10 protein-coding genes are annotated in these 15,042 nt (G+C 57.1%); 5 read left to right on the top strand and 5 right to left on the bottom strand.

Annotated elements, in window-relative coordinates; translation table 11 throughout:
• Positions 1 to 76 precede the first annotated feature (76 nt).
• The 3 genes from ACIY1O_RS11295 to ACIY1O_RS11305 form a co-directional block, all read right to left on the bottom strand.
• Positions 77 to 1,555, bottom strand: coding sequence for a 4-hydroxyphenylacetate 3-hydroxylase family protein (locus ACIY1O_RS11295; RefSeq protein WP_397475191.1), 1,479 nt, complete (start codon positions 1,553 to 1,555; stop codon positions 77 to 79).
• Between the two features lie 282 nt (positions 1,556 to 1,837).
• Positions 1,838 to 3,952 (bottom strand): hypothetical protein, encoded by a 2,115-nt coding sequence (locus tag ACIY1O_RS11300; RefSeq protein WP_397475192.1) that lies wholly within the window; start codon positions 3,950 to 3,952, stop codon positions 1,838 to 1,840.
• A gap of 235 nt (positions 3,953 to 4,187) precedes the next feature.
• Positions 4,188 to 5,630 (bottom strand): NAD-dependent succinate-semialdehyde dehydrogenase, encoded by a 1,443-nt coding sequence (locus tag ACIY1O_RS11305; RefSeq protein ID WP_397475193.1) that lies wholly within the window; start codon positions 5,628 to 5,630, stop codon positions 4,188 to 4,190.
• A 302-nt stretch (positions 5,631 to 5,932) separates the two neighbouring features.
• Between ACIY1O_RS11305 and ACIY1O_RS11310 the strand changes: the two genes are divergently transcribed.
• From ACIY1O_RS11310 to ACIY1O_RS11320, 3 genes are all read left to right on the top strand, one after another.
• Entirely contained in the window at positions 5,933 to 7,948 is a 2,016-nt protein-coding gene (locus ACIY1O_RS11310; RefSeq protein ID WP_397475194.1) for a S8 family serine peptidase, read from the top strand.
• A 34-nt stretch (positions 7,949 to 7,982) separates the two neighbouring features.
• Positions 7,983 to 8,441 carry a hypothetical protein gene (locus tag ACIY1O_RS11315; protein ID WP_397475195.1) on the top strand — a complete coding sequence of 153 codons (459 nt, stop codon included), beginning with the start codon at positions 7,983 to 7,985 and terminating at the stop codon, positions 8,439 to 8,441.
• Positions 8,442 to 8,580: 139 nt separating this feature from the next.
• Entirely contained in the window at positions 8,581 to 10,587 is a 2,007-nt protein-coding gene (locus tag ACIY1O_RS11320; protein ID WP_397475196.1) for a S8 family serine peptidase, read from the top strand.
• Positions 10,588 to 10,784: 197 nt separating this feature from the next.
• Here the strand turns inward: ACIY1O_RS11320 and ACIY1O_RS11325 are convergent, their stop codons facing one another.
• Positions 10,785 to 11,249, bottom strand: a complete 465-nt coding sequence (locus tag ACIY1O_RS11325; RefSeq protein ID WP_397475229.1) for an Lrp/AsnC family transcriptional regulator — start codon at positions 11,247 to 11,249, stop codon at positions 10,785 to 10,787.
• Positions 11,250 to 11,376: 127 nt separating this feature from the next.
• Between ACIY1O_RS11325 and metC the strand changes: the two genes are divergently transcribed.
• Positions 11,377 to 12,570, top strand: coding sequence for a cystathionine beta-lyase (gene metC / locus ACIY1O_RS11330; protein ID WP_397475197.1), 1,194 nt, complete (start codon positions 11,377 to 11,379; stop codon positions 12,568 to 12,570).
• A gap of 188 nt (positions 12,571 to 12,758) precedes the next feature.
• Complete coding sequence (locus tag ACIY1O_RS11335) at positions 12,759 to 13,784, top strand: acyltransferase (RefSeq protein WP_397475198.1); 1,026 nt, start codon at positions 12,759 to 12,761, stop codon at positions 13,782 to 13,784.
• A 33-nt stretch (positions 13,785 to 13,817) separates the two neighbouring features.
• On the opposite strand, the gene ACIY1O_RS11340 is transcribed toward ACIY1O_RS11335, so the two are convergent.
• Entirely contained in the window at positions 13,818 to 14,966 is a 1,149-nt protein-coding gene (locus tag ACIY1O_RS11340; protein WP_397475199.1) for an ABC transporter substrate-binding protein, read from the bottom strand.
• Positions 14,967 to 15,042: the final 76 nt, after the last annotated feature.

The following is a 15,042-nucleotide window of genomic DNA, read 5'->3' on the forward strand; positions in this document are numbered from 1 at the left end:
CGGGCAGGCGCGACAAGTTAAAAACAGCGGCCACATCCGCTGTTTTTAACTCGATCCGTCATGGCTTAGCCAGACGTCAAGGCCTCAACACCTCAGGCAAGTCGTACTGGCTCATTAGCCCGTCCACCATGCCGGTGGCCGAGTTCCAGTCATAGGTGCGGAACATATTTCCTCGTTGAAAGACCTGCGCGCCGGCATAGAACATTTCGTACTGCACGTGGCGTGAGGCAAACTCCGACCCCACCGCATCCCAGGCGAGCTTCATCATCTTGATCCGGCCGTAGGAGTCTGTAACCGGTGAACGCTGCGTCTTGCCGATATAACCGCGAACCTCCTCATTCTCGAAGTCCATGGCCGACGACGGCAACATGATCATGCCCCCTCCGGACAGCTCTCGGATCAAGCTGATGAACTGTGGATACAGTTCCTGAGTCACGCAGGTGGCTGCAAACATCTGATGCCTGTTGGGTGCGTAATAGGACCCGACTTTTTCACCCGTTACTTCCATGCTGTGCGTGAAACATTCAACCATGGATGCGTAGGCCGCCATGCGACCCAACTGTTCACGAACCTGGGGAAATTCAAGCACTCCGTTGGTTTCCGCCACCTTTCGCGCAATACCCAGCAGGAATTGCAGCTTTACCATCAATCGGATCTGCGAATGGTGATTCTGCATAGGCGCCGCCCAGGTGTCACGAAACTGGGCTCCGGCCATCGCGACATCCTTATAGACGAAGACCCGGTCCCACGGCACCTTGACATGATCAAAATAAATGACGGCGTCGTTTTCATCAAATTTTGAGGACAGGGGATTATCGAACTCGGATTGTGCGTGCTGCTCATACGACTTGCGCGACATGATCTTGATTCCGGGCGCATTCAAAGGCATGGCGAATGACACGGCATATTGTTCGTCGCCCGGCTTGAGCGGCTGGATATTGGCCGTAAAAACCTCGTGCGCAAGCACTGCCCCTGTGGCAAGCATTTTTGCCCCATCGACCGTAATGCCCTCGCTGTCCTCATCCACGACACGGCAGGCCGGATAGCTGTCCCCGCCCTGCTCGCTGGGACTCTTGGACTGATTGGACTGCGGGTTGACGATGCTGTATGTCAAATACAAGTTGCGCTCTCGCGCGTATTCCATGTACTGCTTGAGCGCATCCGCCCGCTTGGGGTCATGCTCGCGAAATCTATCCGCCGCCATAAGCATGCCGCATAGGGCGGATGGAATGTGGTCGGGTGAACGCCCGAAAAACCCACAGGTATAGCGGCTCCAGGCGGTCATGGCGGCCCGCCGCTGCACCAGGTCATCATTGGATGTGGGCATTTTCCAATGCAGCGCCACCCGCTTGTCGCTGACGGGCGAAGCAAATGTCATCAACTCCTGATTCTGGCTTTGCATATCGTACAGGCCTGCAACCGTCATCGCAGCGTTCTTGAAGGCGGGGTGTTCCGCAGCGTTGTCAATACGCTGACCATCCAGATAAATGCAACGACCATCATCGAGACTTGCCAGATAGCCTTCCCCGTTCTGTAGCATGGCGGTGCCGAGCATCGCTTTTCTCCTTTGCATATAGGCGATTGCCTGAGATTCATATCGTGGCCCTATTTCATTACTTCTCGACCCTCATCGTCCAATGAAATAGGCCTAGCACGGCAATAACTAAGCGGTTATGTGCAGGCGCCATGGCCCTGCGCCAGTCACCGGAAAAATACTAATCTGAAGGGGTGAAAATATGCGCCGTAGCGCAGCAATCAGGCTGCCGGCGGGTTAAACAAACAAGTGGACACCGCCATGCGGCGTGTCCACTTGCTAAACCAGTTCTAACGAAAGCTGCTAAGGCAGATAGTTAACCGGCACGCCAAAGCTTATGTAGTTCTTGGTAAGGTGCTGGGCTTTCTCGTCCTTGGCCTGGTTGGGGTTGGCGGTATCGCACCAATTGGTCGATTTGGGATGAGTTGCGCCATTGGTGTCAACAACAGTGCACTTCGCTTTGTTCAAGACATCTTTATTGTTTTCGTTGCATGTCTCAAAGGGCGTATCCACCGGGCACTCTGTGAACTTGCGCTCGACCTCGAAGGTATACACATTGTCGTCCATGTCGGTAAAACGCACCTTGATCGGGTAGCCGGCTACCGTGCCCACCCTGAACCCCGCAATCAGGTTGTTGGTGGGCATGATCACGTCTTGCTCGATCTGGTCGCAGTTCTGACCGTTACCGATTACACACACGCCATATTTCTTGATGATCGGCGTGGTCGGCCGGCCGGCCATATCGGAGTCTACGCCAATGGCTACCGAAAAGCCGTCTGCATAGCTGAACTGTTGCGGGTTTTCGAGACCTTTTTCCCCGCCTACGACGAAGTTCAGCCCCGAGCCCAGTTCGCTCATGAAGCCGACTGCGTCATCCACCGAGAATGCGTAAGCGTTCATCTTGAGGCTGTCGTGGATTAATTGCACATACGGGTTGAACAGCAGATTGGGGTCGTTCTTGGCTTCGGCCAGGTGGTTGTATTGCAGGTTGTGTATGTACATGGACTGGATTTCGGCGTGATCCCAGTTCGGAATCTGCGTTGCAACCAGGGGGTTGGCCGCCGCCCCGCAACCTTCGTTGAACGGTACCCAGCCATAGACATGTACCAGGGCCTCCCAGTAGTTGAACTTGGGTTTCTGCGGGGTGTTTCCCTCGCATTCACCCCTGCCGTACATAGCGAGGTAGTTTGCATGGTTTTGAGCGAAGAAATCGGTCACCGCCTGCATCCGGTCTTTCAAGGTTTGATCGCAGGATATGGTGCTGGTTACATACTTGCTGATATCTTCGGCGCCCCAATCCACGCAAGAACCCCACAAGTTCTGCATCCGCTGAACGGCCTGCTCAAAGCGTAGGCCGTTTGTTCCATCGCCGGCTTTCTTTTCGTCGTCAGTACAGTTTTCCTCGAGGCACCTCAGAACGGTCAGGACAGGCGGAGGAAAGCCGGGGACCTTGACCGGCACACCGTTGTCGTCGATCAAATAGCCGCCGCGCTGCGCAAAAATATTGTAGCCGCCGGGCAACTTCAAATGGTCGGTGTCGCCCAGGTTGTAAACCGGCCATCCCTCTCCAACCGAGCCGGATGCCAGAAAGTTCGTCAAGTGCGTTTGGAACTCGGGCAAGGTCTGTACCGAGCCGCTATACCCGATGTAAGGGTTGCTTTTTGGCCCGATGGCAACGGGCATGTATACGTGGTCTACATACGAGATGTTGTATCCCACGTTCTCGGGTTTCAAGAGACGAACCTGTTGCCCGGCAACTTCAACCGAATCACCGAAGGTGTACTCGGATAGCTGCGCAAAGACATTCTCATGAAACTGCTCGTTGCTGGAATACGTGGTTAAAGCGCATGCCGTGTTTTCGCCGCGGCAGCTTAGTCCAACTGGATCTATTACTTCTTTATCGTCAGGGTTGCGCAACCGGTCGTCTTTATCAGCCAGCACCACTCGGCCGCCGTTCCACCATGTGATGTAGCTTTCTTCTGCAAGCCGGCTATACAAAGGAAGCGTGATTGTCACCGACGAATTGGGAGGCAGGCCTTCGCCTTCGTTCACGTACAGCTTGTAGACACGCTCTGTCGGATGAAGATCTGCCGTGCGGAAGCAACCTTGAAGCCATTGGTTGACCTCGTTTGTGCTGGTTGCCAGCACCGGGTATAGGCGCCTGTCGGAATTATTGTGAACAGTAACGGTTTTGGGCTGAACTTCTACGTCGTTGAAGTTGTAATCCTTGCATCCGATAACGGCGTCCGGAGGAGGGGGAGGCGGCGGCGGTGGCGTTGGGCTGTCTCCGCCGGAAGAGCCGCTGCTCTCGAAAATGCACCCCGACAAGACAAGTGTCAGCGCCAGCGCAAGGCCAACACGCAGCTTGGGTGATTGAGAAACGCTATTTTCTGTCGCCTGTTGAATCTGGGGTTCCATTTGTTCCGTCCTTTGAAGTTGGACAACCGGACAACCGCTGGCGATGCCGCAACCGACATCGCCCGATATAACTCAACGAACTGCGAAAAGCTGAATGACTTTGACTTTAGAAAGTGCGCTGCAAGCGGCCCACAACCGGGCACAAACAGCACCAATGTTACTTAGAGTTTCTTTTTTTAATATTTATAACATAGGGCACGGCACAGGGACAGTGTTCCGTTATTCCGGAAGCGAGTCATCCCACCACCGAAACCGCCTTCGTATTGAGATACGCCTCAAGCGCCTCGGGCCCGCCTTCCGTGCCATAGCCCGAATCTTTGACACCGCCAAAAGGTAGCTCAGCCGAGGGTGTGGAAGGCTGGTTGATCCACAACATGCCGGTCTCGACGCGGTCGGAAAGCAGCTTCACATTCTTGAACGAGCGCGTAAATGCATAAGCGGCCAGGCCATACGGCAGGCGATTGGCTTCGGCGACGGCCTCTTCCAACTGATCGAACACACGTACGCCGGCGATCGGGCCAAACGGTTCTTGGTTGAACAGGCTGGCCTCCAGCGGAAGATCGCTGATGATGGTGGGCGCAAAGAAGTTGCCTTCATCGCCCACTTTCTCGCCCCCGGTAAGAATGCGGGCGCCATGTTGCCGCGCATCGGCAACCATGCTCTGCATGGCCGTGACCCGGCGGGGGTTTGCAAGAGGCCCCATGGTGGTATCGGCCGATAGACCGTCGCCCAGTTTGAGCGACTGCGCATACTGGGCCAAACCATGGGTAAACGCTTCGGCCACACTTCGGTGAACCAGAAAGCGGGTGGGAGAAATGCACACCTGGCCAGCGTTGCGAAACTTGGAGCCTGCGGCAACCTTTATGGCCAGATCAATGTCGGCATCTTCAGCAACGATGACAGGCGCGTGCCCACCCAGCTCCATGGTCACGCGTTTCATGTGCTGCCCAGCCAAGGCGGCCAATTGCTTCCCCACCTGTGTGGAGCCTGTGAACGTAACCTTGCGAATTACGGGATGGGGGATCAGGTAACTTGAAATCTCGGCCGGGTCGCCAAACACCAATCCCACAACCCCGGGCGGAATGCCGGCATCCACAAAGCAGTTGAGCAAGGCCGCCGGAGATGCGGGCGTTTCTTCAGGCGCCTTGCATAGAAATGAACACCCTGTGGCCAGGGCGGCGCCCAGCTTGCGCACGATCTGATTGATCGGAAAGTTCCACGGAGTAAAGGCTGCAACGGGCCCAACCGGCTCTTTAACAACCCACTGCTGAGCGGCGACATTGCGCCCCGGCACGATACGTCCATAGACGCGACGGCCCTCATCGGCGAACCACTCGATGATGTCGGCGCCCGCGTTGACCTCGCCCTTGGCTTCGGCCAGGGGCTTGCCATTCTCGAGCGTCAGCACGCAAGCAATGTCATCGGCGCGCTCGCGCAGCAAGGCGGCCGCTCGGCGCATGATGGCGGCGCGCTCATACACCGAAGCATCGCGCCAGATTTGAAAGCCGCTCTGGGCTGCGGCCAATGCGCGATCCAGGTCACTAATGTCGGCGTGAGCCACTGTACCGATTGTTTGTCCAGTGGCGGGGTTGCGCACATCAATGGTTTTGCCGCTTGCGGCCCCCACCCATTTATTGGCGATCAGGAGCTGTGTGTCGGGATAAACGGAAGTAGCCATGCGGGTGCCTTGTTTTCGGGAATTACGGAAGCGTGCATAGCCAGCGCGGCGAGAGCTGTACGCACTGGGTCTCATTGAAATGATAACGCGACAAAGAGGGCGACGGCGGTGTGCGAAGTGCCGCGGCGGTTCCACTGGTGTGGATTGCCGCAGGGTGTTTTCAAACCAGAGGACAAAGCTTATTGTTAGTTTATTTTTCTTATAGTATTGTTCAATTACATTTTCATTGCCGTGCGCTCCCATTACTCCATTCACACATGTAACAAGCGCCATCGAAATGATCAACCTCACGCTCAAATACCATGACTAAAAACCCCTTGCGTTTTGGATTGCTTCCGCTTGTCGTCGCAATGCTCGCCGCTTGCGGCAATAGCGGCTCAAGCGACACAGCAGCGGCCTGTATGGAAACTGGTGCATATGCCTGTCAGACAGGGGAAACCGAGCCTCTATATACATTCCAATGGGCGCTTAATTACGCTGACAGCTATTTCAAAGACTTTCCCGAAACGTTCAGCGGCGGCCTCGACCTCAACATCGAGCCTGTCCACAGGCAGGGCATCAAGGGCCAGGGTGTCAACATCCTTGTGCTCGACTCGGGCACCGACCTGCACAATGAAGACCTGCAAGCCAACGCTGACTGGACCATGTCTTGGAATTTCGTCTCGAACTCGAACGACCCCTACCCTACCGACGGCGATGCACACGGCACCGCCGTATCAGGAATTATCGCTGCGGCCCAAAACGGGAAGGGAGTCATGGGCATCGCGCCTTTGGCCAATTTGGGCGGCGCCAACTTTCTAAGCGGCCAATCGTATTTTATTGAAGCATATGGCGGAGCACCGTGGTCGGAAAAAGCCCATGTATTCAATGCTTCGTATGCCGCTGACACATGGGCGCAATCGTACGAGTCGCCGGACTATGATTCCGGCAGCTACGCCAGAACCATAACCTATCGAGGCATGAAGAACCTGCGTGATGGCAAAGGCGCCATCTTCGTCAAAGCAGCGGGCAATTCGTTTGATCCCGGTTTGTGCGGCGTGACGCCCAGTTACTACGACTGTACGAATCCAGCCAACGATCCTAAAAACCTTGAACCCAATATAATCACCGTCGCCGCCCTCAACACCATGGGCGGTGCAAGCAGCTACAGCAGCGCCGGCGCCGTGGTGTGGGTATCAGGAATGGGCGGCGAATATGGCAACATGGGCGTGTACGGCGAGGGCGCTTCGTCAGATCCTCATGAAGAGGGCCCCACCATATTCAGCACTGATCTAAGCGGGTGCATAGAAGGGTATAGCCACACTCATGCCGAAACGCCGTTTCTGCGCGGACAATCCCAGCGCGACGGTGAGCCCGACAATGCAAATTGCGACTACAACTACATGAACGGCACTTCAGCGGCAACGCCCACCATTACAGGTGTAGCGACGCTGGCACTCAGTGCCAACCCAGCGCTTACCTGGCGCGATATGCGCGACATCCTGCGGCAATCCGCCCGCAAGGTGGATGCCGGCTACCTTAATGGGAAACCCGCTTACGGCGACAAGCGCTACGGTTCTTTATACGACCTGACTCGCAACGAGCCCATTGATCAAATGGGTTCCGCAGACGACATCCGCGATGGGGAAACGGTTTATCCGATGAACCTCGGCTGGCAGACCAATGCCGCAGGCCATGAATACTCCGACTGGTATGGTTTTGGTGTCCCCGATGCGGAAAAAGTGGTGGCGCTGGCACTGGAATATAAAAAGAATCCAAGCCTCAGCCGTGACAAAGATGTTTTGATTCCGGATTTCCGGCCGGTGGCTTATTGGCACTTGAATGACCCGCCCGACGCTGACGACGACCCCCTCGAAACCGTTAATCTGCGCGAGGGCCTGCCTTTTCCTTATCAGCGCATAACGGCTTTGGGCACGTTTGCCTGGGAAGACCAAATCGTCGACCAACTGCAGGTTCGGCTGTCCGGCGAACAAGTTTGCCTGGGGTCGGTGGGCATTGCCGCCGAATCCCCCTCTGGCACAGTTTCATTGCTGAAGCTTCCCGAAGACCATTTCAAGGCAGGCATCGGAGAAAACAGGGGCCCCTGGAACGAATTCCACGACTATACGCTGGGCAGCTATACCTTCTATGATGAGTCGGCCAAAGGAAATTGGAAGCTCTTTGTCATCGCGTCCAACCCCGACACCCAGATTACAGTGCGGGAACGCGTTGGCGACACAATAATATTTCGTGACTCGGAACCTTGCCCCTCACTCAATGACGACGGCAGCGAACGAGACTTTTTCTTTGCCGTCGAAGCACGCATCATTGCACAATAAGTGTCTGACGCAACACACATCAGGAATCTGAAACATGAAAAAAAGTATTCAAGCTTATTTGGGGCTGTTCGGCCTGCTGTTCGCGTTAACCAGCTACGCGGCCGGCGGATTCGCCCCCGGCCAAAAGCTTTCCGAAGCCGAAATTTCCGAACTGGGCGAACTGGTTGAATACAAAATAGGCAAAATGCGGGTTCAGGTGATGCCGTCGCCGTACACCGACGGCGATACAACCTGGTTGGTCAACTCTCGCGGCATAGTGGGCGTTAGCCACAACCAGATCATGGTCGCCGAAGCCGAACCAGACGCGCAGGAAACCGTCCAGCATACGCAGCCGCGTCCTGTCTCGGTTCAATACCACAAGCAAACCGGCATCATGGTCGCAACATACTCCGACTTTGGCCAGGCGGTCCAGGCATTGAAGGCATTGCAAGCCGCCTTGCCCCACGCCAAGACGGCTTTGCCAATGGTGTTCAACCAGCAAACTCCTCAATGAGCTTCCTCCCGCCGGTCCGGGCTTGAGCCAGCCACGCTCACTTGTCGCCAACCCACCCAAACTGCCTCACACGCGGGCTCTGCCCGTGCGTGCGCCTTAGCGCCGTTTCGGGCGTCAACCTCACGCTTAGATAACAGCCATGAATAAGAACACCCTGCGTTTTAGCTTGCTTTTGTTGACCACAGCAACCCTCTCGGCTTGCGGCAACAGCGGCTCGAGCGACACGACGGCGGCATGTACGGAAACAGGCGCGTATGCCTGTCAGACAGGGGAAACCGAGCCTCTGTACACGTTCCAGTGGGCGCTTAATTACGCAGACAGCTACTTCAACGACTTTCCGGAAACCTTCAATGGCGGGCTCGACCTTAACGTCGAACCGGCTCATCGCCGGGGCATCAAGGGCCAGGGCGTAAACGTGCTGGTGCTCGACAGCGGCGCCGACCTGCACAATGAAGACCTGCTGCCCAATGCAGACTTCAGCATGTCATGGAACTTCGTTTCGAGTACCGACGACCCCTATCCGATTCCATCCGATCCTGACGAAGCTCATGGCACAGCCGCAGCCGGCGTCATCGCCGCCGCCCAGAACGGAAAAGGGATAATGGGCATTGCACCCCTGGCCAATCTGGGCGCCGCAAACTATCTTCAGGGCCAGATGTATTTCGTCGAGGCATACGGCGGCGCCGCGTGGTCAAGCAAGGCCCACGTTTTCAACGCATCCTATGGCAGCGACGAGGACGCCGAGTCCTACGAAGCGCCCGGCACCTTAGGGCAAACCTTGGCCATTCGGGGTATGAAAAAACTGCGCGACGGTAAAGGCGCGGCATTTTTCCAGGCTGCGGGAAACTCCTTCAGCTCGGGCCTGTGCGGCAAAGGCAGCAACCTCTTCAATTGTGTCAACCCATCGAACGATTACTCCATGCTTGAGTCGAACGTCATCGCGGTCGCCGCCCTGAACGCCAAGGGAAGCGCGAGCAGTTACAGCAGCGCCGGGCCGGTGGTGTGGGTAACAGGAATGGGCGGCGAGTTCGGCGGCGACGGCAATTACGGTGAAGGCCCCGGAGACGACCCCGTGCAAGACGGGCCCACCATATACAGCACCGATCTAAGCAACTGCATGAAAGGCTACAGCCGCACCGACGCCCAGGCACCGCCCTTCAAACGCGGCCAAACCGCGCGCGACGGCAAACCCGACAATGCCAACTGCGATTACACGTACATGAACGGCACCTCGGCTGCCACGCCCACCATTTCGGGTGTTGCTGCGCTGATCCTTAGCGCCAACCCTGAACTTACTTGGCGCGACCTGCGCGATATTCTTCGCCTCTCGGCTCGCAAGGTGGATGCCGGCTACATAAACGATACGCCGCAGGGCGGCAACATGCGCTATGGCTCTTTATACGACCTTGCCGCCAACAAGCCCATCGACCAACTGGGAACAGCAGCAGACATTCGCGAAGGCGCAACAGCCTACCCCATGACCCTGGGCTGGCAAACCAACGCTGCCGGACACCAGCACTCGGACTGGTACGGGTTTGGAGTGCCGGACACGGAAAAGGCTGTGGCCCTGGCCCTGGAATATAAAGCCAACCCCGGTCTGAGCCGCGCCCAAGATGTGCAGATGCCCCAGTTCCGGCCCATGGCCTATTGGCACCTTAATACTGCGCCGGATGCCGACGAGCTCGAAGAACTTGGCAGTATCGTCCCCCGCGATGGCGAACCTTTTCCATATAAAAAAGTCTCTTCGCTAGGTACGTTTGCGTGGGACAAAGACCAAATCGTCGACCAATTGCAGATCCGTCTATCGGGCGAGGAAGTGTGCCTGGGCTCGTTCGGTATAGCAGCCAAGTCGCCATCAAAAACGGTTTCCTTGCTTAAGCTTCCAAACGACCATTTCAAGGCCGACGGCCTAGACGTGTTCGAGAGCTACACCTTGGGCAGCTACACGTTCTATGGCGAACCCGCCCAGGGAAACTGGGAGCTCTTCATCATCGCCTCCAACCCTGATATTGGCATCACTGTAGAAGAAACCGATGAAAACGACGAGATAATAGAGAGGCCCTCGGTACCTTGCCTCTCAACGGATGAGCACGGCGTCGACCGAGACTTTTACTTCTTCGTCGAAGCGCGCATTGTCGCCCAATAGTTGTTTACACGAGCCGGGCGCCAGCCGCAACCAAGTGATGGCCGCCGGCGCCCGGCCAAGCGCACAGCGGGTCATTCAGCAAACGCAGCCGCCACCTGTGTCGGCCGCAATACCATGAACAGACAGAAATTATTATTGCGACATACTCCCGCTTTAGCCAGGCTGTCGAAGCGCTAAAGGCCCTAAAAGCCGGACTGTCAGGCGGATAGATAATCCAGCGGAAGCGCGGTTGTGTATTTAATCTGTTCCATGGCGAAGCTGGAACTGACATCGGCGAGTTCCGCCATCCGGATCAAGCGCTTGTAAACCTGATCGTATGCCGCCACATCAGGTACCACCACACGCATCAAATAGTCGGTGTCGCCCGACATGCGATAAAGCTCGACTACCTCAGGTATGGTGGCCACCGTTGCATGAAACTGCTCGAGCCAGCGGGCATCGTGCCGACTTGTACGTACCGCTACAAATACCGTTACGCCGACATTCAGGCGGGCCCCGTCCAGCAACGCCACTCGTGCCCGGATCACGCCCTGCTCTTCGAGCTTTTGCACTCGACGCCAGCACGCCGTGGGGCTCAGCCCCACACTTTCTGCCAATTCATTGATGGGTAGGGAGCAATCTGCTTGAAGCAGCTTCAGAAGGTGCCGATCGAACTTGTCCAGACCGCCTCCAAACTTGCGAAATAAAAATCTATAAAAATAAGAAATTTTGGAATAATTTTCTTATTATTGCCTTTTTCTTCACATAAAAGCAATAAATATGCGGAGCATGCGGCATATCATATTCATCATGAACTCTTCTCCTGACGACACCCTGCTTATACACTCTGGCCGTGCACCGTCAAGCTTCGGCGGCATGGTCAACACCCCAGCTTGTCGAGCATCGACCTTGCTGGTTGGTTCATACGAGGAATTACGAAAACGCCGCGCGAATGGCAATGCCTACGGCCATTACGCTCGCTTTGGCACGCCCACCACACAGGCGTTCTGCGACATGCTGGCCGAACTAGAGGGCGCCCGTGGCGCAGTGGTCTTCCCGTCCGGCCTGGCCGCCTGCACCCATGCGTTGCTGGGCTTTTTAGCACCCGGTGACCATGTGCTGATGACCGACAACGTCTATGGGCCCACGCGCGCATTCGCCACATGCACGCTGGCACGCATGGGTATTGAAGTTACGTTCTTCTCACCCCTGGACGGAGCCCAGATCGCATTGCATATGCGGACAAACACCCGTGTCGTCTACCTGGAGTCACCTGGCTCACAAACATTCGAAGTGAGCGATACGCCCGCCATTGCCGCAGCCGCCCGCCAACGCGGCGCCATCGTCATGATGGACAATACCTGGGCAACGCCGCTGTACTTCAAACCACTGGAACACGGCGTCGACGTATCCATCCATGCCGCCACAAAATACCTGGTCGGACACTCCGACGCCATTCTGGGCGCCGTCTCCGCCAACGCCAGGGCTTGGCCCGGCTTGCGCGATGCGGCACACGCCTTCGGCCAGATTGCCGGGCCTGACGACCTGTATCTGGCGCTACGCGGCCTGCGCAGCTTGTCGGTGCGGCTGCAACGACATCAGCACACTGCACTGCTGCTTGCAAAACGCCTGATGGAACACCCGGCGGTGCAAGATGTACTGCACCCGGCATTACCTCATGCCCCCGGTCACCATTACTGGAAGCGTGATTTCAAGGGCGCAAGCGGGCTGTTCGGCGTAGTGCTACGGCCCGTGCCTGACCAGGAACACGCGCTGGCCAAGGTGTTCAATAGCTTGTGCCTGTTCGGCATGGGCTTGTCATGGGGTGGTTTCGAAAGCCTCGCCCTACCCATCGACCCGCCGGTAAGGGCCGTCGCCTCGTGGCAGGCGGAAGGCCCACTGTTGCGGCTGCACGCGGGGCTGGAAGACGCCGAAATGCTCTGGCAAGACCTGTCTTGCGCCCTGGACGCTTATGTACAAGCATCCGTACATGCCGTTAACTGATGCAATCGCACAAAACCTGAAGGCTTGCGCCCCCTTGTGCGCTCTCGTTCACTTTCGGCAACATCTCGCAGTGGGTGGTAAAGCCGGGCGGGACGCCGGCTGCTAAGGTGGGGGCTGTTTCAACCGCTATATGTGACATGTCTTCTATACCCGCCCGGACCCCGGGTAGCACAACAGCGCTCCCTGCTGTGTCCGCGCAGTTTACAGCCGCAGAACAGGCCGACTACGATAAACTCGATGCCGCCCGCTGGATGGCGGCGCTGGCGGTCGTGCTGCTTCACTGCGCCGCTTTCCCCTTGACCAGCGTGTCAGAATATGGAACGTCCGATTGGCAATGGGCCAATCTCTATGACGCCGCCTCGCGCTGGTGCGTGCCTGTTTTCGTCATGATCAGCGGCGCGCTGCTGCTGAACCCGGAAAAGCGTGAGGCATTCAAGCATTTCTACCAGAAGAGGGCCGCGCGCATCGCGCCGGCCATCGTGTTCTGGACGGCCTTCTACCTGCTTTGGGGCGGGCTGATGTACCGCCTTGACGGTGTCCCCATGGACGCTGCCGCCTGGTTGCGCAAGGCAACCGGCGGCGAGCCCTACTACCACTTGTGGTACCTGTACATGCTGGTGGGCCTTTACCTGTTCGCCCCCTACCTGCGCGCACTGTACGCGCGCTGCTCTCACCGTCAGCAGCTGGCGGCCGTAGTGGGCATATTTGTGCTGGCCATGCTCCAAACCGTGCACCGCGAACTGAACGCAGGCGGCTATGGCTTCTTTTTGACTTGGTTCTTACCGTATATCAGCTACTTCGTAGCGGGCCGCATGATGTTCGAAGGCCGGCTTCGCCTGCCCAGGCCGGGGTTGATCTTGGTTCTTGCCATCGGCGTCACGGCGGCGGGCGCCAGCGCGATGTCCACCGCCGACGCCCTGAATGTGTATTTTTATGACACCTTCAGCTTGACCGTGCCGCTAATGTCGCTAGCCGTCTTTCAATTGATATTGAACGCCCGCAAGCTGCCACGCATGACCGCGATAGCGCCCCTTACATTCGGCGTCTACCTGGCGCACCCGATCTTCCTGGACATTGCCAAGCGATCAGGCGTGTATGCGCCCACAACAGGCACCGCGTGGCAAACCCCGTTGGCCGCGACAGCCATCTTTGTCCTTTCGATGGGCTTCGTGCGGGTGCTTCGGCGCCTTCCGGGCGGAACTCGAATTACCTGAGCCGCGAAACAAACCGTTCCGCGGCTTCAGCGTTTACTCGACCAGTTTCCAGTCGCCCTTCTCGACCTGGACAAGGGCGGAAGCACGCTGGTCGACCCCGGTATGGTCTGTGGGCGACATGTTGTACACGCCATGGGTGCCAACGATTTCTTCACTATTTTCAAGCGCGTCGCGCACGGCGGTACGGAATTCCGGCGTACCGGGCTTTGCGCTTTCGAGCGCGGTTTTGATGGCATTATCCGCCAACAGGTAGGCGTCCCACGAATAGGCGGCAAAGGCGTTCCGGGAGCCCTCGCCGAATTTACCCTCGTAAGCTTGGGTGAACTCTAGAGCGACCTTCTTGATGGGGTTGCTGTCGGGCAACTGCTCGGCGACCATAACCGGACCTGTTGGCGCGTAAGCGCCTTCAAGTGCCGCGCCGCCCACCCGCAGGAAGTCTCTGTTGATAACACCGTGATTATGGTAAATGGGGCCTTTATAACCGCGTTCACGCAGGGCCACCTGAGGCAGCGCGCCGGGCGTGCCCGACCCGCCCAGCACCACCGCGTCGGGCTTGGCGGCGATGAGCTTCAGCACCTGGCCCGAAACACTGGTGTCGATTCGCCCGTAGCGTTCTTCGGCGACGATTTCGATGCCAGCGTCCTTGGTGGTGTTCTTAAGACCCGTTAAGACAAGCTCGCCCCAGGAATCGGCGAAACCCAGAAACCCGACGGTTTTGATGCCGTCTTTTTGCATGTGCTCGACTTGCGAGCCCATCATGATGTTGATGGGTTGCGGCACCGAGAACGCCCAAGGATTGTCCTCGGGTTTGACAGGCAGGGGCGAAAGCGAAATTTGTGGTGTCTTGAGTTCGTTGGCCACCTCGGAGACGGCGATCGTCGTGGGAACGCTGCTGGAACCGATGATCAGGTCGACTTTGTCTTCCTGGATAAGGCGGCGCGCCAACCTGACCGCGTTGGTGGTGTCGGTGGCATCGTCAAGAATCACATAACGAACCGTTTCGCCGCCCATAGTGCGGGGGACGACTTCAAAAGTATTTTTATACGGAATGCCCAGCGAAGCGCCCGGCCCCGTCGCCCCCGTGATGATACCCACGGTAACCTGGGCGCCGGCGGATGAAGGGATCGCGGCCGAAAAGGGAATCGCGGCCGCCATGGCCAGCGCAAAAAGCTTTTTCTTCATATCTTGTCTCCAATATATCGGGGGATGAACTTCGGATGAACTTCAACTTATAGTTAACTGATTTCCAGGCGGCGGA

Origin of the sequence: Pusillimonas sp. (genome assembly GCF_044464525.1) — a bacterium.
GTDB lineage: Bacteria > Pseudomonadota > Gammaproteobacteria > Burkholderiales > Burkholderiaceae_B > Pusillimonas.